Origin of the sequence: Mesorhizobium sp. C416B, from assembly GCF_030323165.1 — a bacterium.
Classification (GTDB): Bacteria; Pseudomonadota; Alphaproteobacteria; order Rhizobiales; family Rhizobiaceae; genus Mesorhizobium.
On the sequence record NZ_CP100471.1, the window covers coordinates 1927450 to 1950529 of the forward strand.

Consider the following 23080-nt stretch of genomic DNA (forward strand, 5'->3'; position numbering starts at 1 on the left):
GACCCTGCATCTTGACAGACGAGGCGAAAGCCAAAAGAGTGAAACCGGTTTCACTGGGGACCGCCGGTGCATTTCGATCTGTCCACTCTGCTCCCGCATCTGGGTTTTCTGGCGCGCGGCGCCGAACTCACGGCCGCGGCTTGCGCGCTGTCGCTGGTAGGAAGCGTCTTCATGGGCGCGTTGGTGGCGATCGCACGCACCTCCGCCTCGGCACTGCTTCGACGGATCGCCTTCGTCTATGTCGATCTCTTCCGCAATGTGCCGTTCATCGTCCAGCTGTTCTTCTTCTATTACGGCCTGCCCGAGCTCGGCATTTACATCGATGCCTTCACCACCGGCGTCGTGGCGCTTTCGATTGCCGGCGGCGCCTATGCCTCCGACATCATTCGCGCCGGCATCCTCGCCATCGACCAGGGCATCATCGAGGCCGCTGAAGTGAGCGGCCTGTCCAGGCGCAAGATCTTTACCCGCATCGTGCTGCCGATTGCGCTGCGCACCTCCGTGCGACCGCTCGGATCCGTGCTCATCAACATGATCCTTACGTCCTCGATCCTCTCGACCATCACGCTCAACGAGCTCACCGGCTCAGCCCAGATCGTCGTCTCGCAGACCTATCGGCCCTTCGAGGTCTATGTGGTGCTGCTCTGTGCCTATGCGGCCCTGACCTATCTGGTCTCGCTGGGCGTCACCCTGCTCCACCGCCATCTCAATCGGGACATGATGGAGGCGGTCGACTGATGCGGTTCAGCGACTTCACCTCCTACGACCTGATCCTGCTGGCGCAAGGTCTCGGCACCAACATCGCGCTGTTTCTCGTCACCTCTCTGATCGGACTGCTGATTGGCCTGAGCTGGGCACTGGTGCGGTTCTACCGTGTGCCGGTTCTGGCCCAGGTCGTCACCTTCCTGTCGGAGCTGTTGAAGAACTCGCCGGTGTTGGTGCAGCTGTTCCTGGTGTTCTTCGGCCTGCCGGCCCTGTTGCATATAAGGGTGACGCCGGTCACCGCAGCGACCATCACTCTGTCGGCGAACACCGCGGCCTTCGTCTATGTCATCGCGGTCTCGGCGATCGAGTCGATCGAACGCGAGCAGGTCGAGGCCGCGCGTGTCTTCGGCCTGACCCGGTGGCAGGTCCTGCGCCATATCGTTTCGCCCCAGGCTGCCGCCTTCGCGGTCGGCCCGCTCGTCGCGCTGCTGGTCAACCAGCTTCAGGTGACGTCGCTGATTTCTGTCATCGGCGTCGTCGACCTGACCAAGATCGGCCACATCCTCAACATGCGCACCTTGAAGCCGTTCGTGGTCTGGACCGTCGTCGGGCTGCTCTACTATGGCGCGGCAAAGCTGGTCGCCCTGCTTGGCGAGCGTCTTGAAAACCGCCTGCGGGCGCACAGCGCCTGGCGGGGGCTTTAACATGCTCAAGATCGAAAACGTGCACAAAGCGTTCGGCGAGGTCACTGTGCTGGACGGCGTCGACCTGACGATCGCGCCCGGCGAAGTGGTCTCGATCCTCGGGTCGTCGGGGTCCGGCAAGTCGACACTGATCCGTTGCATCAACGGCCTCGAAAAGCTGAAGTCGGGCCGCATCACGGTCGACGATTTCGATGTCAGCAAGCCGAAGGAGCTGGCCGAGGCGCGCAAGCGCTCAGGCACCGTCTTCCAGCTGTTCAACCTCTATCCGCATATGAGCGCGCTTCAGAACATTACGCTCGCCCCGATCGAGGTGCTGAAGATGCCGCGCCCTGAGGCCGAGGCGCTGGCGCGCAAGCTGCTCGAGTCCGTCGGCCTCGCCGATCGGGCCAACGCCTACCCGGCGCAGTTGTCGGGCGGGCAGCGCCAGCGTGTCGGCATCTGCCGGGCGCTCGCCATGCAGCCGCGCTATCTGCTGCTCGATGAAGTCACCAGCGCGCTCGACCCGGAAATGACTTCCGAGGTGCTGGCCATCCTGGCAAAGCTCGCCGCGCAAGGCACGACGATGCTGTTCGTCACCCACGAGATCGAATTCGCGCGCGAGATTTCCAACCGCATCGTCTTCCTCGACAAGGGCAGGCTGGTGGTCGATCTGCCGACGGATCGTTTCTTCGCCGCGGACGGCGGCCGGGCGCAGCCGCGGGTTGCGCAGTTTCTCTCCAGGATGCGCAAGGACTAGGAATGCTGCTGTTAGCCAACAACGAAGCATGGCCGGGATTCGAGACCTCGGTGCAAATGCTGCGCGATGGCGCCGTCAGCCTGGACGCGATGGTTGCCGGCATCGGCATGGTGGAGAAAGAGGTCAAGGTTCGAAGCGTCGGCTATGGCGGCTGGCCGAACATGCTGGGCGAGATGGAGTTCGACGCCGGCGTCATGGATGGCAATACACGAGAGGTCGGTTCAGTCGGCGCTGTGCCAAGGACCTTGGCGGTCGCTGCCCTGGCGCACCAGGTGATGAAGCGCCTGCCGCATGTGATGCTGACCGGCGAAGGGGCGCGGCGCTTTGCCAGCGAAATCGGTTTTGCCGAAGACGAAGTCTTGTTCGAGGACTCTAAGCGCGTCTGGTGGGAGCGGCTGCAACAGGAACTCACACCGCAACAGCTGGCGAAATTCCCCGATATCGATCTGGCGCCGCTCAGCCGTACTATAACCGATCCCGAGCGCGTCCGCGACACCACCGTCTTCCTGTCGGCGGATGCGCGGCGCGGCATCCATGCCGCGACTTCGACCTCGGGCTGGGCCTGGAAATATCCGGGCCGGCTCGGCGATTCTCCCATTCCCGGCGCAGGCTTTTACGCCGACAGCCGCTATGGTGCGGCGGCGTGCACCCATACCGGCGAGATGACGATGCGCTGCACGACCGCGCGGACCGTCGTGCTGGCCATGAAGCTTGGCCGATCCTTGTCGGATGCGGTCGCGCTGGCGGTCGAGGAACTCGGTGAACTCGACACCGGCTTCCTGGCCGGCGTGGTCATCCACGCCGTCGACGCCGAGCAGAACCATGAGGTGGTAAATTTCAGATGCGAGGGCGAGGTCCGCTACTGGCTCTGGAAGGATTGCATGTCCGCACCCGAATTGCGGGCAGCAAAGCGTGTCACTTGAAAATAAGGAGAGGAACCATGAAGACCCTACTGCGTGCCTTCGCCGCGCTGGCCATCGTGGCCGGTTCGGCATTTCCAGCCCTTGCCGGCATGATTGACGACATCCGCTCACGCGGCACCATTCGCATCGGCGTATCGCTCGGCGGCGAGCCGATCGGCTTTCGCGATGCACAAAACAACCCTGTCGGCTACGATGTCGATGTCGCGACGCTGCTGGCGCAAAAGCTCGGTGTGCCGGTCGAGTTCGTCGACGTCTCGGGCGATGCGCGTATTTCCATGCTGGTGTCGGGACAGATCGATGTCGCGGTCGCAAACACCTCTGCAACGCTCGAGCGGGCCAAGACCGTCAACTTCACCATCCCCTACAACCGGGCCGGGCTGCGCGTCATCGTCCAGAAAGATGCCGGGATAACCGACCTCAAGGGGCTCGCCGGCAAGAAGGTTGTCGTCGGCCGCGGCACCACGGGCGAAACCTTCCTCAAGGCGGCCGTGCCGGACGCAGAGCTCGTCTATGTCGACCAGTTCGCGCCCGACGGGGTTCTGCAGCTGCAACAGAAGCGCGTCGATGCGGCGATCGAGGATTCCTCGTTGCTCGATTACCTCGCGACCAAGACACCGAGCCTGGTGACGCTGCCAGGCCTCTATTCCAACGATCCGATCGGCATCGCGGTCGCCAAGGGCGATCCCGAATTCGTCCGGTGGCTCGACATGTTCGTGTCCGACTTCATCCAGTCGGGCACCTATGAGACGACCTACAAGAAGTGGTGGGGGCCGGACTCCAACCCGCCGGCGCTCAACCCGCTGTGGTGACACCCACTACCGGTAACCGATCGGCGCACAGTCGAGGCGCCGTCGCAACGATCGCCGACGTCGCGCGGCTGGCAGGCGTGTCGCGCGCCGCGGCCAGCCGTGCGCTGTCGAGCGGACCGCGACCGGTCTCGGCGGACAAACGCGAGCGTGTCGTGCAGGCCGCCGCCCAGCTCGGCTACAAACCCAATCTCCTGGCGCAAAGCCTGACCACCAAGACCGTCAATCTGGTTGCCGTCGTGGTCAACCACATTCACGACCTTTCAGATCTCGACCTGTTCGACCGGCTGCTCGACGCAATCCAGTCGATCGGCAAGCAGGTCATCCTCATCCGCATCGGCTCGGCGGACGGGGTCGAGGATTTTCTGCGCAACGGCGTTGCCTATCATGTCGATGCCGCCGTGGTGTTCTCCGACTTTGCCGATGCAGCGACGGTGCGGCGCATGTTTCGCTCGGACCTGGTCATCATGCTGAACGGACTGCATGACGATCTGTCACCCACCGTCATTCCCGATGAAGGCGTCGGCATCGCCGAGGCCGTGGCGGATGCGGCGGCCAAGCGCGCGCGCACGGCCAGCCTGCTGACCGGCCGTTCGTCCTCGCGGGTCGAACAGCTGCGCATCGGCCACTACCTCGAAGCGTTCCGGCATCATGGAATTGAACTGCTGCAGACGGTCCAGGGAGACTATTCCTACGAGTCGGGCTATGCGGCAGCCGCCGGCCTGACGGGACGCGGCTGTCCAGATGCGGTCTTTTGTACGTCCGACGCGATGGCCATGGGTGTTCTGGATGTCTGCCGGGCGGATTTCCCCGACAACCGGCCCAGCCGCTTCCGCCTCTATGGCTTCGACAATGTGTCCCTGACCAATTTCGACGCCTACCCGATATCGTCAATCGGCTACGACAAATCAGACTATGTGGGTCATATCGTTGGCGCCCTCTCCAATCCGCAGGTCTTCATGCCCGGCCAGCCGCCTGTCGTTATATTGACCCGGCTGATTTCGCGCTTGACCGCGTAACTAGCGCCGATGTTGGACTGCTTGTCCGGCGTCAATCTCCCAGAGATCGAACGGAGATCGCGCCGGACAATGTACCAGCGCCTACTGCAATTTCGCCTGCAGCGCGTTGACGTCGTCGGTTGTCATTTCACCGTCGGTCGTCACCTTGCCGTCGACGATCTTCCACAGCCGGAACGGACCGGTGATGTCGCCATATTTGTCGAAGCTGACCGGACCGATGACGCCTTCATAGCGGATCGGCTTGCCATCCTTGATCAGGCCGAGCGCCTTGGCGAATTCGTCCTTGCCTGCAAAGATCGGTGTGCCGGCAGGATCGACCGCCTTGTACATGGCATCCTTGATCTTGGCTGGATCCTCGGAGCCGGCAATGGCAATGGCGAGGCCGACAATGGCGCCGGCATCATAGGAACGGTCGGCTGCCGGGTTCGACGGCTCGATACCCGAAAACTCCTTGTAGTTTTTCAGGAAATAGTCGGTGGATGCCGTCGGGCTGGTGCCGGAAGAGGTACCATAGGCATCCTTCAGATAATCGGCGCCGACGGATTCGATGAAGTCCGGGCTGTTCATGCCGTCATTGAGCAGGAATTTCTGCACGCCGCCCTGCGATATCCAGGTGCGGGCGACCGTTGCGCCGTCGACCGGCGTGCTGACGAGGTAGAGTCCGTCCGGCTCGCCTCCCATCGCCGCCGTCACTTCCGAAGCATAGCTCGACTGCTTTTCATTATAGGGCGTGTCGGAGACGATGGTGCCGCCGAGCGCTTTGTAGGCACGCGAGAATTCGGCCACCATGTTGACGCCGAAGTCGTTGTTGACATGGATGATCGACAGTTTCTTGAAGCCCTTGTCGATGGCGTATTTGGCGGCGGCCACGCCTTGCAGCGCATCCGACGTGATGGTGCGGAAGAAGATGCCGTTGGTCTTGCCGTCGCGGCCAAGGGCGGTCAGCGTCGGCGAGGACGAAGCCGGCGACACCTGCACGATCTTGGCCGGCCCGGTGACCGAGGTCAAAATCGGGATCGACACCGAGGAGATGATGCCGCCGATGATCACCGGCACCTTCTTGACCTGTACCAGCTGGGTCGCGGCATCGACCGCGATATTGCCCTGGCTCTGGCTGTCGCGCGTGTCGGTTGCGAGATCGCAGCCGCGTACGCCACCGGCTTCATTGATGTCGCGGAAGGCCATTTCGACGGACTTCGCGCCGGCCTGGCCGTATTCGCCGGCCGGACCGGTGAGCTCCATGACCAGGCCGACGGTGATCTTGCAGTCCGCTGCGTGTGCGGCGCCGGCCATCGTCACGAGAGCCAGTGCTGTGGTGATTTGAAGTATCGTCTTCTTCATTGCCGTTCCCCTTTTCTTGTTTGAACTTTTGCCTGTTCAGCCTTCCGGCGCCTGCAGCCAGGTCTCATGCAGATGCCGCCATTCGACGCCGTTTGGTGCCGATGAACTGGTGGTGAAGACCGCACTGGACTGCCGGCGACTGTGTTTGCCGGCGCGCAGTTGCGCCTCGATGTAGAAGATGACGATCGTGTCCGCGTCCTGCCAACCCGGCCTGATGTCCTCGATCGAATTGGCAAAACCGTCGTCGCAAGTGGCGCGGCTTGTCCGGACATGATCTACGACCGCGTCGCGATCGAGGATCTGGCCATTCGGCGCCACCATGGTGAGGCCTTCGCCCATGACAGCCTCGAAGCGGCCGAACTCCACAGCGTCGGCTCGCGCGGCGACAAACCAGTCGACGAAGAAGCGATGCAGGTCGATGATTTCAGCGCTGGCACGCGAAAAAAGGGAAGGCTCTCCGCTCATTTCTTCCCCGCATTGAGGTTGTAATGCATGATCGAGCCGTGGCGGCCATGACGGTCGCGCTCCAGCGCGTAGACATCGCCCGCGAGGCCGGTGCCTTGTGCGATGGCGGCAGCAATCCGCGCGCGATCGTCGGCGTCGAGCGCGACGTCCATGATTTTCGTATTGGCCAGCGCATGTGCCTGGTTGCGCGCACCCACAATGACGGCCGCGACCTGCGGCTGCTCGAGCACCCATGCCGAGGCGATGGTGGCAATGTCGACGCCGTGGCGATCGCCGACCGCTTTCAGCGCCTTGAGCAGGGACTGGAACAGCTCCCAGCCGCCGAAGTCGTCGATGATCAGCTTGTATTTGACCAGCGAGCGGTTTTCGAGCGGCGTGGAGGGCTCGGCCACGCCAAGCCATTTGTCGCTGAGGAAGCCGCCCGCCACCGAGCCGTAGCAGAGGAAGCGGACACCGTTCTTAGCGGCAAGGCCCGCAAGGCTGTTTGCCGGCCGCTGGTCGAGCACTGAATATTGCAGTTGCTGGCTGACCAGCGGGATGCCCGCGGAGAGGATTTCGGCTAGCCTCGGCGTATCGAAATTGGTGGTGCCGAGATTGCGCACCTTGCCTTCCAGCCGAAGCTCGTCGAGCCAACCCATCGCCTCGACGTAACGAGGCTGGTCATAATCCCACCAGTGAAACTGCACGAGGTCGATCCGCTCGGTCTTGAGCCTGCGAAGCGACTGATCGACGATGCCCCTGATGTAGTCGCGGCTGATGCCTGCCAGTCGTTCGAGGTCCGGCACCAGCTTGGTGTGCACCTTCATCCTGGCCGCGACATCGAGACCGCGCTCGCCGGCCAGCCGCAGGCGCGCGGCGCCGATCAGTTCCTCGACGCCGGTGTAGATGTCGGCGCAGTCATAGGTCCAGATGCCGGCATCGAAAGTGGCGATGAGGTCGGTCACCGCCTGGCTGCGGTCGACGGCGCCATGCCCGCCGGCCAGCTGCCAGCCACCGCGGATGACTCGCGAGATCCCATAGCCGGGGCTGAGTTCGATGGTCCTGGCGGTCATCCCTTGTCGGTCTCCTTCGGCAGCGGCACGGCCGTGGTTTCGGCATGGCTGAACCGCCGCTTGGCAAGCCTGACGATGCGGAGCCGGCTGGCGCAATTGGGATCGGGACAGGCGATCTCGGCATCCGAGGTCATCCAGTCATTTGCATGCGTCGGGCGCTGCTTTGCCGCCAGGAGCGGCAACACGGCCGAGATCGAATAGATCGAAAAACCCTGCCCTGCCGGCAGCGAGAGCATTTCGCCCTTGAGTTCGAAATAGTCGCCGGCCCTGGCGCCGCAATAGACCGGCTTGCCCTCGGGGATGACCGCTTCGACGCGCAGATCGAAGAGTTCGAAACTGTCGTCGGCCATTCAGGCCTCCACCAGGCTGAAGGTGATGTCACAGGCGCCGTTGCGGCGGATGACGCCGCAGGCGGCGGCAAACTGATCGCGCTCTCCGGCAAGCACTTGCGCGACCACGCTGCCGGCCAGCCAGCCGATCGGGAACAGCAGCCGCGCCCCCTGCCCGTAGTACAGGCCGATATCGAAGATGGCATTGGGATTGCCGCCCCACACGCGTGGCGGCACATAGGACAGCACGATATCGCCGGGCTGCGGCGTCAGCGTTGCATTCTCCGGTGGCAAAGACTGGGCATAGGCCTGGCCGTGGAGATCGGCTGACGGAACCGGGCACGAGATTTCCGGTCCTGTCCACATCGCATGGATGCCTGGGATGATGCGTGGCTGCGCCAGATACGCCAGCAGGAAGGCGGCATTCTCCGGCGCCTTTTCGGGCAATAGCAGCGCCGTCACGGAAAGCTTCGAGCGTGGTTCTGTGATGCCGATGGCGGGCTTGGGCATGTCAGTCCTTCGCCGATTGAAGTTTGTCGCGCAGGAAGGCGAAGGGGCGGCTGATGTCGGCTACCAGCGCCTCGCGCGCCGCTTGCGCATCCTGTTTGGCAAGTGCCGCGACAATTCGACGATGATAGTGGGCGGTATCAACCTCGCCTGCCTCGGAGAAGGCATAGATGGCGACGCGGATGCAGGGACCCGATTGAAGCCAGAGGCTTTCGATCATCGGGATCAGCACAGCCGAGCCGCAGCAGCGGTAGATCTCAAAATGGAAGCTCTGGTTGAGCGTCGCTTCGCGATCGATATCCTTCTTGTGCTTCAGGGCCCGCATCTCGTCCCACTCGCCCAGCATGGCTTCGATCGATGCGATCTGGCGCGGGCTCATACGCGTGGCGGCAAGCGCGATCGCTTCGCCTTCGATGAGTGAGCGGGCGCGCAGGAGGTCGTCGATGCGCTCCAGCGTGATCGGCGGCACGCGCACCGAGCGGTTGGGCAGCGCCTCCAGCGCCTTTTCCGTGATCAGCCGTCCAAGCGCTTCGCGTACCGGCATGGTCGAGGTGACCAGCGCATCGGCGAGACCGCGGATAGTCAGCACCTGGTTCGGCTCGAAAAGGCCACCGATCAGAGCACGGCGCAACTCGGAATAGACGCGATCCTGCACCGTCTCGCGGCCGACCGGCGTAAGCTGGGCTGCGATCGTCCCGTTGTTCTTGTCGATGGCAGCCTTCTGCATTACCGGCATTTGCCCCGTTTTCGGCTTGCGAATGAAATTAAAGCCGAATAGCGTGATCAACGCAAGTGTGATCACAAATCAAAAATCAGGAGGCGACAACGATCGTCTTCGGCCAGAGGGTTTGATGAGCGATGCAGCGGAGCGCCAACGGCAGGAGACCCGTGCGCCAGTTCTGACGGCACGAAACGTCGTCAGGCGTTTTGGCGGCCTTGTCGCCGTCGACAATGTCTCGTTTGATGTCAAAGCGGGCGAAATCCTCGGCCTGATCGGACCCAATGGCGCCGGCAAGACGACGATGTTCGATCTGTTGGCGGGCAGCATATTGCCAACCAGCGGCGATATCCTGCTCAATGGCACGCGCGTCTCCGGCGAAGCCGCTCATCTGCGTATCGGCCGTGGTCTTGGCCGCACCTTCCAGATCCCGCGCCCCCTGCCCAATCTGACGCTGATCGAAAACATCATGCTGGCGGCGCAGGGCCAAGCCGGCGAAAAATTGCTCGCCAACTTCGTCACGCCGTGGCGAGTGGCGGCACAGGAAAGAGCAGCCAGGGCAAAGGCACTCGAGCTGCTCGAGCTCGTCTCGCTCGCTCGGCTGGCGCACGAACCGGCACGCGTGCTTTCCGGCGGTCAACGCAAGCTGCTCGAACTCGCCCGCGTCATGATGGCCGATCCGGCGATCATCCTGCTCGACGAGCCGGCGGCCGGCGTCAACGCAACGCTGCTCGAGATCATCATCGACCGCATCCGCGACATCAACGCGCGCGGCATCACCTTTCTGCTGATCGAGCACAATATCGACATGGTGACGCGGCTCTGCCACCGCGTGCTGGTCATGGCGAGCGGCCAGTTGCTCAGCGAAGGCACTGCGGAAGAGGTCGCCCGCGACCCGCGCGTCATCGAGGCCTATCTCGGAGGCCCAGCATGAGTGAGACGGTCCTCGACGTGCGCAACCTCGAAGCCGGCTACGAGCCCGGCGTGCCGATCGTGCGCGGCGCCTCGATCACCGTCGGCAAGGGCGAGATCGTCGTCGTGCTCGGTCCCAACGGCGCCGGCAAGTCGAGCTTCATCAAGGCGATCGCCGGCCTTGTCCCGATCACCGGCGGCGCGGTGTTCCTGGACGGCAAGGACATAACTGCTGCTCCCGCCCACACCATGGTTAGGCTCGGCCTGGCCTTCGTACCGCAGACGGAGAACATCTTCCCGCTGATGTCGGTCGAGGACAATCTGAAAGTCGCCTGCGGCATCCTCGAGCGACGCGAAATCCCTGCCCGCATCGAGGAAATGTACACGGCCTTCCCCGACCTCGTCCGCCAGCGCCGCACCGCCGCCGGCAATCTGTCGGGCGGACAGCGGCAGATGCTTGCCGTCGCGCGCGCCCTGATCGTCCATCCCAAGGTGCTGGTACTCGACGAACCGTCGGCCGGCCTTTCGCCGAAATTCGTATCGACGGTGTTCGAGATGCTGGCCGGCATCCGCAGGTCCGGCGTCACCATCCTGCTGGTCGAACAGAACGCCAAGGCAGCGCTTGCCATCGGCGACCGCGCCTATGTGCTGGTCGAAGGCAGGGACCGGCACGAGGGTGTGGCATCCGAATTGTGGAACGATCCTGTCGTCGCCGAACTCTATCTCGGCCAACGCCCGTCCCCCGTCGGCAAGGGAGGCGCGGCATGAGCCTGCAATTTGTCGTCGATGGGCTGCTGACCGGCTCGATGATCGGCCTTGGCGCCATCGGCGTGACGCTGACCTACTCGATCCTGCGCTTCTCGAACTTCGCCCATGGCGACTTCATGGCCTGGGGCACCTATGCGACGCTCGCCGTCGTCAGCGCCATCGGCGCGATGTTCGGCAAGGTGGCGCCCATTGGTCCGCTGTCCTTCGGCTGGCCGCTGCTGGTTGCGCTGGTTGTCGGCATGGCTTTCACCGCCCTGCTGGCGCTGTTGCTCGACAAGGTGCTGTTTTCGCGGCTGCGCTCGCAGGGGCAAGCCATCATCGTGGTGATGGCGAGCTTCGGCGCCTCGATGGCGCTGCGCAGCCTGCTCGAATTCACCTTCAGCTCACGCCCGACCTATTTCAGCCGGGCGATCCAGATCGCCATGCCGGTCGGCTTCGGCATCCGCATCACGCCCGATCAGATCGCGCTGCTGCTGCTGACCGCAGTGCTGGTGCTCGGCGTGCATCTGTTGATGACACGCACGCAGACCGGCCGCTCCATGCAGGCGCTGAGCCAAAATGCGGCCCTGGCCCGCATCGTCGGCATCGATGTTGCCTCCGTGGTGCGCGTCACCTGGATCATCGGCGGGGCGCTGGCCTGCGTGGCCGGCGTGATGATCGGCATTCTGGTGCAGATCCGCCCGTTCATGGGCTTCGACATGCTGCTGCCGATGTTTGCAGCAGCCATCCTCGGCGGCATCGGCAGCATTCCGGGCGCTGTGCTCGGCGGCTTGATCATCGGTCTTGCCGAAGCCGGTGCGGTGCAGCTGATCGGCGCCGAATGGCGCGCCGCAATCTCCTTCATCATCCTGATGGCGGTGCTGTTCGTTCGGCCGATCGGCCTGTTTGGTGTGAGGGAACGCTGATGGACCTGCTCGGCTACGGCGCCTTCTTCCTGACCACCGCACTGATCTTTTCGCTGGTCACACTGGGGCTCAATCTGCAGTGGGGGCTGACTGGCCTTTTCAATGTCGGCCTTGCCGGATTCGTCGCCATCGGCGCCTATACATCGGCGCTGCTGACGACCCCGGACGATGCCGCGCGCTTCGGCGGCTTCGGTCTGCCGATCCTGCTCGGCTGGGCGGGCGCCATGGTCGTCGGCGGTATCGCCGCAGCACTTACCGGCATGGCCACGCTGCGTCTGCGATCCGACTACCTGGCGATCACCACCTTCGGCGTCGCCGTCGTCGTGCAGCTGGTCGCGCTCAACGCGCAGAAACTCACCGGCGGCCCGTTCGGCATCGGTTTCATCCCGCGCCCGTTCGGCGGCCTTGCCGAAACGCCGCTGCTGTTCAACCTGTCGAACCTCGCCGTCGTTTCGGCTGTGACGCTGATCGCCTATCTCGCTCTGGAGCACCTGTCGCGCAGCCCCTGGGGCCGCGTGCTCAAGGCGCTGCGCGAGGACGAGCGAGCGGCGATTTCGCTGGGCAAGAGCGCGCGCTTCTACCGCGTCCAGGCCTTCGCCGTCGGCGGCGCTATCATGGCGCTGGCCGGCGCTTTGCAGGCGCATTTCACCGGCTTCATCGCGCCCGATAACTATCTGCCGATCCTGACCTTCCAGGTCTGGGTGATGCTGATCGTCGGCGGCTCGGGCAGCAATGCCGGCGCCGTTGCCGGCAGCATCCTGGTCTGGGCGATATGGGCGGGGTCGGGCACGCTGACCAGCGTGCTGTTTGCGCCCGAGCAGCAAGCACGCGCGGCCTCACTGCAGATCGTCGCCATCGGCGTCATGCTCTGCGTCATCCTGCTGATGCGGCCTAACGGATTGTTCGGCGACCGGCCGCGCCGACCGAAGCCCGGCACACAGACAAAGGCGGCGGCCAACGAGAACGAGGCCGGATCATGAATGCCATGATCCGGCAGCAAGCGTATGGCGTTTCGCTCTGGCATGCCGTCAGCCGCAACCGCCGCGACCGGGGCGCGCTGCAAGGCGGACTCGACGTCGATCTCGCGATTGTGGGCGGCGGCTTTTCCGGCCTGTCGACGGCATTGCATGCCTCTGAGAAAGGGCTTTCGGTCGCGGTCCTCGAAGCCGAATTCATCGCTTGGGGTGCGACCGGCCGGAATGCCGGCTTCGTCGTTCCGAACTTCGCCAAGCGGGATCCAGACGACATCATCGCCGAACTCGGACCCGAGCGCGGCGGGAGGCTGATCGATTTCGCCGCGGGAAGCGCTGACCTCGTCTTCGGCCTGATCAAGCGGCATGGCATCGAATGCGACGCTGTGCAGAACGGTTGGATCCAGCCGGCGCATTCGTCCGCCGCGCTGGAAAAGACGCGATCGCGCGCCGAGCAATGGGCGGCGCGGGGCAGGCCGACCGTAACGCTCGATGCCAAGGCGGTCACGACGCTCACCGGTATCGGCGGCTACGCCGGCGGTTGGATGGACAACTCGGGCGGCGTCCTCAATCCGGTCGAGTATGCGCGCGGCCTGGCCGACGCCGCGGAAAAGGTTGGCGCACGCATCTTCGAGCAGACGCGTGTCACTTCCATCGACCGCACGCCGGATGGCTGGGCCTTGAAGACTGCGTCCGGCACTGTGCGAGCGGGCAAGGTCTTGGTCGCCACCAACGCCTATGGTGGAGAGCTGAACCCGACACTGGCACGGACGTATATCCCGCTGAAAGTCTTCCAGATCGCCACTGCGCCGCTGTCGCGCGCCATACGCGCGCGCCTGATGCCCGGCGGCCAGGGCGTTGGCGACACCAGGCGCAACCTGTTCACGTGCCGCTGCGATGGCCAGAACCGGCTGATCAGCGGCGGCATGCATGTCGTCGGAGCCGGCGCCGAGACGCGGGTGCCGCAAACAATCTGGCGACGGCTCGCCAGGCATCTCGATTTGCCTGACCTGCCGCCGCTTGCCTACAGCTGGACAGGCGTGGCGGCGGTGGGGCCGGATTTCCTGCCGCGTCTCATCGACCTCGGCCCAGGCCTGATCGCAGGCTTCGCCTGCAACGGCCGCGGCATCGCCATGACCACGGCAATGGGCAAGGTGCTGGCCAACTGGGCGAGCGGAACGGACGCCCGCGATCTGCCGCTCCCCTTCGCGCCGCCAGCGCCGATCCCGCTGCACAAGCTCGTGCGCTATGCACCGAATATGCTGCTCCCCTGGAGCATCCTGCGCGACCGGCTGGATTAGACAGCCACCACCTTCCGCAATCGATGACCATGGTGGCCCAAGAGGATATCGTCAGATCCAGCCGCACCTACTCCGCAGCCTGAACCCGATTGGCCTGGATGACCGCCCGGATCTCGGACCGGCAGGAGCCGCAATTTGTGCCGGCCTTCAGGGCGCCGCCTACGGCTTCGACTGTCGTGCACCCGGCCGCCACTGCCGCCACGATCTGGTTGACCCCGACGCTGAAACAGGAGCAGACGGTCGCGCCCGCATCGGGCCGATCAGCGCCGGCGCGACCGGCGACGATCCTGAAGCGTTCGCGCTGGCTGGTGTGAACCTCCTGGAGTTGCTGTGCCGCCCAACCCCGCGAAACCGCCACCGGTCCCGACGCGATAAACAAAGCCCCGGCGAGGTGCTGGTCGTCAAAGGCAGCAATGCGATGCTGGCCGGTATCGCGGTCGTGATAGGCGAGCATGTCGGCTACGGGAACATCGAAAAGCGAACCAGCAAAACCAGCCCAGTCGATGTCATCGCCGGCAAAGGCAAGCTCCACCCGCCAGCCGCCCTTGCATTTGGCCACGGCCCAGTAATCTGCTGCGAGCGCCACCGGCTTGCGGCGCACCACAGCGAAGCCGAAGGCTCTCGCGGCGAATTTCTCGATACGGGCGCCGACATGTTTCAGCGCAGGTTGGCCGGAAACCGGATCGGTCAGAGGCGCGGTCAGCGTGTCGAGGCGGCCCTTTGCCGAAAACTGATCGGTCCAGTGCATCGGCGCAAACACGCTCCCCCGGCGCTGGCGTGCCGTCACCAGCGCGCGCACCAGCACATCCCCGCGCAGGCTGGAGACGCGCACGATGTCGGCGTCGCCAATGCCGTGATGCGTGGCATCCGCCGGGTGGATCTCGACGAAGGGCTCGGCCATGTGCTGGGAGAGACGTGGGCTTTTCCCAGTGCGGGTCATCGTGTGCCAATGGTCGCGAACACGGCCGGTGTTGAGGATCAGCGGATAGTCCGGGCTGGTGCGTGTCTCGACGATGGGACGAATGGCGATGAAGCGCGCCTTGCGGTCGGGATTGTAGAAATTGCCGTTGGCGAAGAAGCGGGTGCTGGAAGGGTCAAGTCCCGCTTGAACACCCCCCTCTGTCCTGCCGGACATCTCCCCCGCAAGGGGGGAGATTGGCAGCTTTGACGCCGGCATATCTTCTGCATCGTTGGTAATTGGCGAAGGCCGAGGCGACGGCTGATCTCCCCCCTTGCGGGGGAGATGGCCGGCAGGCCAGAGGGGGGTGGCTGGGCTCGGCGCCGGCCATTGGAAAGGCTCAAGCGCTGCATAGGCCTCCTTATCAACACCAGCATAACCACCAATATCGAAATCCCGTGCGCCGTCATTCTCGAACCCCGACAGCGCGGCGTGTTCGGCGAAGATTTCCGCTGGCGACGAATAGGAAAACGCCTCGTCAAACCCCATCCGCTTGCCCACCTCGGCGACGATCAACCAATCCGGCCGCGCCTCACCAGGCACCGCAAGAAAGCTGCGCTGGCGCGAGATGCGGCGCTCTGAATTGGTCACGGTGCCGTCCTTCTCGCCCCATGCGGCGGCGGGCAGCCGCACATGGCCGTGGCGCACGGTGTCCGTGCTCGCCAGCACATCCGAAACCGCGACAAACGGGCAGGCCTTGATCGCTGCCTCGACGGCATCGGCATCCGGCATCGAATCGACCGGGTTGGTGGCCATGATCCACAGCGCCTTGATGCGCCCGTCGGCCACCGCCTGAAACATCTCGACCGCCTTCAGACCGGGCTTTTGGGCGACGGCCGGCGCATTCCAGAAACGCTGCACGCGGTCGCGGTGCTCGGGGTTTTCGATCTCCATATGGGCGGCCAGCATATTGGCCATGCCGCCGACCTCGCGGCCGCCCATGGCGTTGGGCTGGCCGGTCACTGAAAACGGCCCTGCCCCAGGTTTGCCGATGCGGCCGGTGGCGAGATGGCAGTTGATGATGGCGTTGACCTTGTCAGTGCCCGAAGACGACTGGTTCACTCCCTGGCTGTAGACCGTGACGGTTTTCGCAGTCGCGGCGAACAGGTTGTAGAAGCGGGTGAGCTCGTCCTCGCTCAGGCCGGTGGCGGCGGCGATGCCGGCAAGGTCGAGCGCCGATGCGGCGAAGAGAGCTTGGCCGAAGCCGGTCGTGTGTGCGGTCACATAGCCACGGTCGAGTGCGTTGTGCCGGCCGAGCCAGGCGAGCAGGCCGGTGAACAAAGCAACGTCGCCATCCGGCGCGATCGCCAGGTGAATGTCGGCGATATCAGCGGTCATGGTGCGGCGCGGGTCGACCAGCACGACCTTCATCTCCGGTCGTTTTTCCCGGGCCGCCGCGATGCGCTGGAAGAGCACGGGATGGCACCAGGCGAGATTGGAGCCGACCAGCACGATCAGGTCGGCGAGCTCGAGATCCTCGTAGGTGCCGGGCACGGTGTCGGAGCCGAAGGCGCGGCGGTGGCCGGCAACCGAGGAGGCCATGCATAGCCGCGAATTGGTGTCGATGTTGGCCGAGCCGATGAAGCCCTTCATCAGCTTGTTGGCGACATAGTAGTCTTCGGTCAGCAACTGGCCGGAGACATAGAAGGCGACGGAGTCAGGACCGTGCTCGGCGATGGTTTGCGAAAAGGTCGAAGCGACGCGGTCGAGCGCCTCGTCCCAGCCGGCACGGCGACCGTGGACTTCGGGGTAGAGCAGCCTGCCGTCGAGGTCGATGGTTTCGGCCAGGGCCGAGCCCTTGGAGCAGAGCCGGCCGAAGTTCGCTGGATGGTCGGGGTCGCCGCGGACGCTGACTTCACCGTTCGCGGCGACTTTCGCCAGCACGCCGCAACCCACCCCGCAATAGGGGCAGGTGGTCCTCACCTCGCGCGCTTCGCCCAGTTCCATGCTTCAGGCCGCGCGGCTGGCCAGCGCTTTCAGCGCAATGAACAGGAGCTCGCCCTCGATCCGCACAGGAATGGTGCGCACGGCGCCCTCGTCGGCGCCGAGCGCCTTGCCCGTCTCCAGCGAGATGACCCAATTGTGCAAGGGACAGGTGACGGCGGTGCCGTGGACGATGCCTTGGCTCAGCGGCCCACCTCTGTGCGGGCAATGATCGTCGATGGCGTAGACCTGATCGTCCTGCGTGCGGAAGACGGCGATCTTACCCTCGGGTGTGTCGACGCAGCGCGCGCCACGCCGCGGGATGTCGGAGAGTGAGCCGATCGATATCCAGTCCATTTTGATCACTCCGCCGCCTGCGCAAACCCGACAGAAGCCATTGGCCGGAACTCGTGCTTGTCCTTGCCGGAGACGCGTTCCGACCACGGGTCGACCTGGGCGAATTTCTGGCTGAAGACGAAGCGCTCGTAATAGGCCTTGCGCTTTGCACCGTCGTCCATGATCTGGCGCTTGATCTCGGGGATGCCGATGCGCTTGGCCCATTTGTAGATGCGCTCGAGATAGCGGCCCTGCTCGCGATACATCTGCGTCAGCGCCACGATATGCTCCAGCGCCTCGTCCTCGGTCTTGACCAGGCCAAGCACTTCGGTGCCCTTGATGTCGAGGCCGGCGGCGCCGGCGAAATGGATCTCGTAGCCACTGTCGACACAGATCACGCCGACATCCTTGCAGGTCGCCTCGGCGCAGTTGCGCGGACAGCCCGACACCGCCATTTTGACCTTGGCCGGGGTCCACGAGCCCCACATGAATTTCTCGATGCGAATGCCGAGGCCGGTCGAATCCTGCGTGCCGAAGCGGCACCAGTCGGAGCCGACACAGGTCTTCACCGTGCGCAGGCCCTTGGCGTAAGCATGGCCTGAGACGAAGCCGGCCTGGCCGAGATCGGCCCACACCGCCGGCAGATCCTCCTTGCGGATGCCCAGCATGTCGATGCGCTGGCCGCCGGTGACCTTGACCATCGGTATCTCGAACTTATCGACGACGTCGGCGATGGCGCGCAGTTCGGCGGCGTTGGTGACGCCGCCCCACATGCGCGGCACCACCGAATAGGTGCCGTCCTTCTGGATGTTGGCGTGGACGCGTTCGTTGATGAAGCGCGACTGATAGTCGTCGGCGTAATCGTTCGGCCAGTCGCAGACGAGGTAGTAGTTGAGCGCCGGCCGACATTTTGCGCAGCCGCAGGAGGTCGTCCATTCCAGCTCCTGCATGACGGCGGGAATGGTCTTCAGGCTCTTGGCGATGATCAGCCGGCGCACCTCGTCATGGCCGAGCGTGGTGCAGCCGCACATGGGTTGCACGGCGGCCGGGTTGTATTTCTCGCCGATGGTCAGCACCATCAGCTTCTCGACCAGCCCGGTGCACGAACCGCAGGAAGCCGATGCCTTGGTGTGGGCGCGCACGTCGTCGAGCGAAGCCAGGCCCTTGGCCGTGATCGCGCCGGTGATCTTTCCCTTGCAAACGCCGTTGCAGCCGCAGATTTCCGCATCATCCGGCAAGGCTGCAACGGCCGCCATAGGGTCCAGCGGGGCACCCCCCTGGTAGGACTGGCCGAAGATGAGCGTGTCGCGCATCTCCGATATGTCGGTCTGCTTCTTCTTGAGATCGTTGAACCAGGCCCCATCCGCCGTCTCGCCATAAAGCACGGTGCCGATGATGCGGTCGTCCTTGAGCACAAGGCGCTTGTAGACGCCGGCGGCGGCATCGCGCAGCACGATCTCCTGGCGGTCCTCGCCTTCGGCGAAGTCGCCAAGCGAGAACAGGTCGATGCCGGTGACCTTGAGCTTGGTCGGCGTGTCCATGTGGACGAAGGCCGCTGCCTCGTTGCCGGCCAACTGGTTCGCGGCAACGCGCGCCATCTCGTAGAGCGGCGCGACCAGCCCGTAGACCTGGCCGTTGACCTCGGCGCATTCGCCGAGCGCGTAGACGTCGGGGTCGTTGCTGCGCATGCCGGCATCGACGACAATACCACGATTGACGGCTATGCCGGCCTCCTTGGCCAGCGCCGCATTCGGCCGGATGCCGACCGCCATCACCACCAGCGTTGCCGGGATGATGGTGCCGTCGGCAAGCTCCACCTGCCCGACCTTGCCGTTGCCGGTGATCGCCTGGGTGTTGGCCTTGGTGATGACCTTGATGCCGCGCTGTTCCACCGCGCGCTGCAGGAGATAGCCGGCGGCTGGATCGAGCTGACGCTCCATCAATGTCGGCATGACATGCAGCACGGTGACGTCCATGCCTTGGGCGTTCAAACCTGCTGCCGCCTCCAGCCCGAGCAGGCCGCCGCCGATGACCACGGCCTTGGCGCGCGACTGGGCGGCAAGCATCATGGCCTGAACATCGTCGAGGTCGCGATAGGTCAGCACGCCCGGCAGATCGTGACCGGGCACCGGAATGATGAAAGGCACTGATCCGGTGGCGATGACGAGCTTGTCGTAAGGCTCGGTGACGCCGTGGTCGGAGGTGACGGTCTTGGCCGCCCGGTCGATGGCGACGATCTTGTGACCCTTGTAGAGGGTGATGTTGTTGGCGATGTACCAGCCGTCGCCGTGGATGATGATTTCCTCATAGGCCTTTTCGCCGGAGAGAACCGGCGACAGCATGATGCGGTCGTAATTCACCCGCGGCTCGGCGTTGAAGATGGTCACGGTGTAGCGGCCCGGCGCCTGTTCGAGCAGATGCTCCAGCATGCGCCCAGGGGCCATGCCGTTGCCGATGATGACGAGCTTTTCGGTCATGGCGTTACTCCGCGGCTTCGACGAAGCGATGACGTTCATAGAGGAACTTCAGCACCGCTTCGCGGCAGCGCAAAAAGGTGCGGTCGGAAGAGAGTTCGACGCGGCGACGCGGCCGTGCCAGCGGCACCGCAAGCACCTCGCCGATGGTAGCCGCCGGACCGTTGGTCATCATGACGATGCGATCGGACAACAATACCGCCTCGTCGACATCGTGGGTGATCATGATCGTCGTCGAGCCGAGCCTGGAATGGATGTCCATGACCGCGTCCTGAAGATGGGCGCGCGTCAGCGCGTCGAGTGCACCGAACGGCTCGTCGAGCAACAGGATCTTCGGCTCCATGGCAAGCGCCCGGGCAATGCCGACGCGCTGCTTCATGCCGCCCGATATTTCGGCCGGCCGCTTGTCCTTGGCATGGGCCATCTGCACGAGATCAAGATTGCGCATGATCCAGTCATGCCGTTCGGTCCTGCTCTTGGAACGACCAAAGACTTTCGACACCGCCAGGCTGATGTTTTCGTAGACGGTGAGCCATGGCAGCAGGCTGTGGTTCTGGAACACCACGGCGCGCTCGGGTCCGGGGCTGTCGACCTCCTTGTTTTCAAGCAGCACGGCGCCGGCGGAAACCTTGGTCAGCCCGGCGATCAGATTGAGCAAGGTCGACTTGCCACAGCCGGAATGGCCGATGATGGAGACGAATTCGCCCTTGTCGATGGTCAGCCTGATGTCCTTGAGCACCTCGCTGACCTGACCGCCGCGGGCAAAGGATTTGTCGATATGGTCGAGCTTCAGATAGGCCGTCATCGCCCTCTCCTCACTTTGCCGTTGTGCCGCGGGTGACGAAAGCGCCGACCGCAGCGACCAGGCGGTCGAGGCAGAAACCGGTGACGCCGATATAGGCGAGCGCGACGATGATGTCGGGCAGCCGCGACGAGTTCCAGGCGTCCCAGATGAAGAAGCCGATGCCGACACCGCCGGTCAGCATTTCGGCGGCGACGATGGCGAGCCAGGACAGGCCGATGCCGATTCTGAGGCCGGTGAAGATGTAGGGTGCGGCGGCCGGAACCATGATCTTGACGAAGAATTCGAACTGGTTGAGCCGCAAGATGCGTGAGACGTTGCGGTAGTCTTCCGGAATGTTTCGCACGCCGACGGCGGTGTTGATGATGATCGGCCAGATCGAGGTGATGAAGATAACGAACAGCGCCGACGGGCTGGAATCGCGGAAAGCAGCCAGCGACAGCGGCAACCAGGCCAGCGGCGGCACGGTGCGCAGTATCTGGAACACCGGATCGAGGCCACGCATGGCCCAGATCGACTGGCCGACCAGGGCGCCGAGCGCGACGCCGAGGATCGCCGCCAGGCCGAAGCCGATGGCGACGCGCTGCAGAGAGATCAGCACCCGCCACGCAAGGCCGATATCCTGCGGGCCGTTGTTGAAGAACGGATGCGCGATCAGGTCATAGGCCTCGTTCCACACCTGGCTGGGCGGCGGTAGGCTGGCGGTCGGCGACGAGCAGGCGATCTGCCACACGACCAGCATGAAGGCGATAACGATGACCGGCGGCACCAGGGCGGTGGCCAGCCTGCCGGCGATCGCGATCGGGTCGAAGCGGCGCCGCGCTTTGGCGGTGAAAGCGATGACCGCGGCAGGCTTCGCGGGGAACGCCTTCACCGTGGTTTCCTCAATGGCTTGGATGGACATGTCTGAGTATAACTCCGGGGTCGATGCGGGCGACAAGCGGCGAAGCGCCGTTGCGCTGGGGGCGACAAACGGCGCAACGCGCCGTTTGCGCCGGTCAAGCCGATGCCTTGATCTTCAGGCTGTCGAGATAGGCCGACGGGTTGGCCGGGTCGAAAATCTTGCCGTCGAAGAAGGTCTCGACGCCGCGCGACGACGAGGCCGGAATATCGGCTGCGGCAACGCCGAGATCCTTCGCCGCCTCGCGCCAGATATCCTCGCGATTGACCTGATCGACCAGCGTCTTGATGTCGGTGGTCGGCGCGAATTTTCCCCAACGGATGTTTTCGGCGAGGAACCAGCTGTCGTGGCTCTTGTAGGGATAGGAGACGCCACCCTTCCAGAATTTCATATAGAGGTCAGTGCCGGTGGCCACGCGGCCGTTGCCGTAGTTGATGTCGCCCTTGAGGCGGCCGATAATGTCGGCGACAGGCACGTTCATCCATTGCCGCTTGCCGATGATGGCGGCCATCTCGTCCTTGTTCTCCGTGGCCTCGCACCATTGCTGGGCCTCCATGACGGCCATCACGATCGCCTTGGTGGCGTTCGGGTATTTGTCGATGAATTCGGCGCGCAGGCCGAGCGCCTTTTCGGGATGACCCTTCCACAGTTCGCCGGTGGTAGCGGCGGTGAAACCAACGCCTTGGTGGACGAGCTGTTCGTTCCACGGTTCGCCAACGCAGAACACGTCCATGTTGCCGACTTTCATGTTGGCGACCATCTGCGGCGGCGGCACGACAATGGTCGAGACGTCCTTGTCGGGATCGATGCCGCCGGCGGCTAGCCAGTAACGGAGCCACAAATCATGGGTGCCGCCCGGGAACGTCATGGCGGCCTTGATTTCCTTGCCTGCCGCCTTCTTGGCGGCGAAGGCGTCCTTCAGCTTGGAGGCGTCGAGGCCGACACCGGTGCCGGCGTATTCCTGCGCAACCGAAATGCCCTGGCAGTCGTAGTTGAGCCGCGCCACGATAGCCATCGGCATCGGCTGGTTGTTCTGCGTCACCTTGCCGGTGTGCATGAGATAGGGCAGCGGCGTCAGGATGTGAGCGCCGTCGATGCCGTTGGCTTCTCCGCCGAGCATCAGATTGTCGCGCGTCGCGCCCCAGGAGGCCTGCTTGAGCACCTCGACGTCGGGCATGCCGAACTTGGCGAACAGCCCCTTCTCCTTGGCGATCATCAGCGGCGCCGCGTCGGTCAGCGCGATGAAGCCGAGCTTGGCGCCGGTGACCTCCGGAGCGGTCGTGGCGGCATAGGCGCCCGAGGGGAAGAGCTTGCGGGCCGCCACGAACAGGCCGGCCGTCATGGCGCTGCTGACAAGAAAATCGCGGCGCGTCACATCCTTGAGCGATGTTCCCGTCCCGATCCATTTCCCTATTTTTTCTTTCATCGTGATCTCCGGTTGAACGCGAGGGCTTCGTCGAGTGGCCAAAACAAAAAAGCCGCCGTCCAGGCCTCGCGCGTCCGTACATCCGGGATCGCGTCGTT

23 protein-coding genes are annotated in these 23080 nt (G+C 64.1%); 11 read left to right on the forward strand and 12 right to left on the reverse strand.

The annotated features are described in order from the left end of the window. Positions 1-66: 66 nt before the first annotated feature. Genes NLY43_RS09630 through NLY43_RS09655 form a run of 6 tightly spaced genes read left to right on the forward strand, consistent with a single transcriptional unit; the run spans position 67 to position 4893 of the window. On the forward strand, positions 67-738 hold the full coding sequence (locus tag NLY43_RS09630) for an amino acid ABC transporter permease (protein ID WP_023710014.1): 672 nt from the start codon (positions 67-69) through the stop codon (positions 736-738). Next, positions 738-1409: an amino acid ABC transporter permease gene (locus NLY43_RS09635; RefSeq protein WP_023667866.1), complete on the forward strand. Its 672-nt coding sequence runs from the start codon at positions 738-740 to the stop codon at positions 1407-1409. The genes NLY43_RS09630 and NLY43_RS09635 overlap by 1 nt, the downstream gene beginning before the upstream one ends. Position 1410: 1 nt before the next feature. Next, entirely contained in the window at positions 1411-2145 is a 735-nt protein-coding gene (locus NLY43_RS09640; RefSeq protein ID WP_023710015.1) for an amino acid ABC transporter ATP-binding protein, read from the forward strand. Between the two features lie 2 nt (positions 2146-2147). Continuing rightward, positions 2148-3068: an isoaspartyl peptidase/L-asparaginase gene (locus tag NLY43_RS09645; RefSeq protein ID WP_023723327.1), complete on the forward strand. Its 921-nt coding sequence runs from the start codon at positions 2148-2150 to the stop codon at positions 3066-3068. Positions 3069-3085: 17 nt separating this feature from the next. Beyond that, positions 3086-3877 (forward strand): transporter substrate-binding domain-containing protein, encoded by a 792-nt coding sequence (locus NLY43_RS09650; protein ID WP_023710016.1) that lies wholly within the window; start codon positions 3086-3088, stop codon positions 3875-3877. Continuing rightward, a complete protein-coding gene (locus NLY43_RS09655; protein WP_023710017.1) occupies positions 3871-4893 on the forward strand; it encodes a LacI family DNA-binding transcriptional regulator in 1023 nt (340 codons plus the stop codon). The genes NLY43_RS09650 and NLY43_RS09655 overlap by 7 nt, the downstream gene beginning before the upstream one ends. Before the next feature lie 81 nt (positions 4894-4974). Here the strand turns inward: NLY43_RS09655 and NLY43_RS09660 are convergent, their stop codons facing one another. Genes NLY43_RS09660 through NLY43_RS09685 form a run of 6 tightly spaced genes read right to left on the reverse strand, consistent with a single transcriptional unit; the run spans position 4975 to position 9314 of the window. Next, positions 4975-6234, reverse strand: coding sequence for an ABC transporter substrate-binding protein (locus tag NLY43_RS09660; protein WP_023704754.1), 1260 nt, complete (start codon positions 6232-6234; stop codon positions 4975-4977). A gap of 36 nt (positions 6235-6270) precedes the next feature. Next, positions 6271-6699 (reverse strand): hypothetical protein, encoded by a 429-nt coding sequence (locus NLY43_RS09665; RefSeq protein WP_023710018.1) that lies wholly within the window; start codon positions 6697-6699, stop codon positions 6271-6273. Further along, a complete protein-coding gene (locus tag NLY43_RS09670; protein WP_023667859.1) occupies positions 6696-7751 on the reverse strand; it encodes an aldo/keto reductase in 1056 nt (351 codons plus the stop codon). The genes NLY43_RS09665 and NLY43_RS09670 overlap by 4 nt, the downstream gene beginning before the upstream one ends. Next, positions 7748-8101 (reverse strand): TIGR04076 family protein, encoded by a 354-nt coding sequence (locus NLY43_RS09675; RefSeq protein ID WP_023667858.1) that lies wholly within the window; start codon positions 8099-8101, stop codon positions 7748-7750. The genes NLY43_RS09670 and NLY43_RS09675 overlap by 4 nt, the downstream gene beginning before the upstream one ends. Further along, a complete protein-coding gene (locus tag NLY43_RS09680; RefSeq protein WP_023667857.1) occupies positions 8102-8590 on the reverse strand; it encodes a DUF3830 family protein in 489 nt (162 codons plus the stop codon). Position 8591: 1 nt separating this feature from the next. Beyond that, complete coding sequence (locus NLY43_RS09685) at positions 8592-9314, reverse strand: GntR family transcriptional regulator (protein ID WP_023710019.1); 723 nt, start codon at positions 9312-9314, stop codon at positions 8592-8594. A 124-nt stretch (positions 9315-9438) separates the two neighbouring features. Here NLY43_RS09685 and NLY43_RS09690 point away from each other — a divergent pair, with 124 nt between their 5' ends. From NLY43_RS09690 to NLY43_RS09710, 5 genes are read left to right on the forward strand one after another with little or no spacing between them, the layout of a single operon-like run. Further along, the gene (locus NLY43_RS09690) at positions 9439-10239 is read left to right on the forward strand and encodes an ABC transporter ATP-binding protein (RefSeq protein ID WP_023710020.1); all 801 of its coding nucleotides are present in this window, start codon (positions 9439-9441) and stop codon (positions 10237-10239) included. Next, positions 10236-10985, forward strand: a complete 750-nt coding sequence (locus NLY43_RS09695) for a branched-chain amino acid ABC transporter ATP-binding protein (RefSeq protein WP_023710021.1) — start codon at positions 10236-10238, stop codon at positions 10983-10985. The genes NLY43_RS09690 and NLY43_RS09695 overlap by 4 nt, the downstream gene beginning before the upstream one ends. Then, positions 10982-11890, forward strand: a complete 909-nt coding sequence (locus tag NLY43_RS09700) for a branched-chain amino acid ABC transporter permease (protein ID WP_023710022.1) — start codon at positions 10982-10984, stop codon at positions 11888-11890. The genes NLY43_RS09695 and NLY43_RS09700 overlap by 4 nt, the downstream gene beginning before the upstream one ends. Then, positions 11887-12870 carry a branched-chain amino acid ABC transporter permease gene (locus NLY43_RS09705; protein WP_023710023.1) on the forward strand — a complete coding sequence of 328 codons (984 nt, stop codon included), beginning with the start codon at positions 11887-11889 and terminating at the stop codon, positions 12868-12870. The genes NLY43_RS09700 and NLY43_RS09705 overlap by 4 nt, the downstream gene beginning before the upstream one ends. Beyond that, positions 12867-14162 (forward strand): NAD(P)/FAD-dependent oxidoreductase, encoded by a 1296-nt coding sequence (locus NLY43_RS09710; protein WP_023710024.1) that lies wholly within the window; start codon positions 12867-12869, stop codon positions 14160-14162. The genes NLY43_RS09705 and NLY43_RS09710 overlap by 4 nt, the downstream gene beginning before the upstream one ends. Positions 14163-14229: 67 nt before the next feature. Here the strand turns inward: NLY43_RS09710 and NLY43_RS09715 are convergent, their stop codons facing one another. The 6 genes from NLY43_RS09715 to NLY43_RS09740 all read right to left on the reverse strand — a co-directional run bounded on the left by NLY43_RS09715 (position 14230) and on the right by NLY43_RS09740 (position 22982). Then, on the reverse strand, positions 14230-17067 hold the full coding sequence (locus NLY43_RS09715) for a nitrate reductase (RefSeq protein WP_023710025.1): 2838 nt from the start codon (positions 17065-17067) through the stop codon (positions 14230-14232). A gap of 3 nt (positions 17068-17070) precedes the next feature. Further along, positions 17071-17400 carry a nitrite reductase small subunit NirD gene (gene nirD / locus NLY43_RS09720; RefSeq protein ID WP_023686954.1) on the reverse strand — a complete coding sequence of 110 codons (330 nt, stop codon included), beginning with the start codon at positions 17398-17400 and terminating at the stop codon, positions 17071-17073. Positions 17401-17405: 5 nt separating this feature from the next. After that, positions 17406-19856: a nitrite reductase large subunit NirB gene (gene nirB, locus NLY43_RS09725; protein WP_023710026.1), complete on the reverse strand. Its 2451-nt coding sequence runs from the start codon at positions 19854-19856 to the stop codon at positions 17406-17408. Positions 19857-19860: 4 nt separating this feature from the next. Continuing rightward, on the reverse strand, positions 19861-20658 hold the full coding sequence (locus NLY43_RS09730; protein ID WP_023682696.1) for an ABC transporter ATP-binding protein: 798 nt from the start codon (positions 20656-20658) through the stop codon (positions 19861-19863). A gap of 10 nt (positions 20659-20668) precedes the next feature. Further along, entirely contained in the window at positions 20669-21559 is an 891-nt protein-coding gene (ntrB, locus tag NLY43_RS09735; protein ID WP_023710027.1) for a nitrate ABC transporter permease, read from the reverse strand. A 94-nt stretch (positions 21560-21653) separates the two neighbouring features. Then, on the reverse strand, positions 21654-22982 hold the full coding sequence (locus tag NLY43_RS09740; protein ID WP_023704740.1) for a CmpA/NrtA family ABC transporter substrate-binding protein: 1329 nt from the start codon (positions 22980-22982) through the stop codon (positions 21654-21656). Positions 22983-23080: the final 98 nt, after the last annotated feature.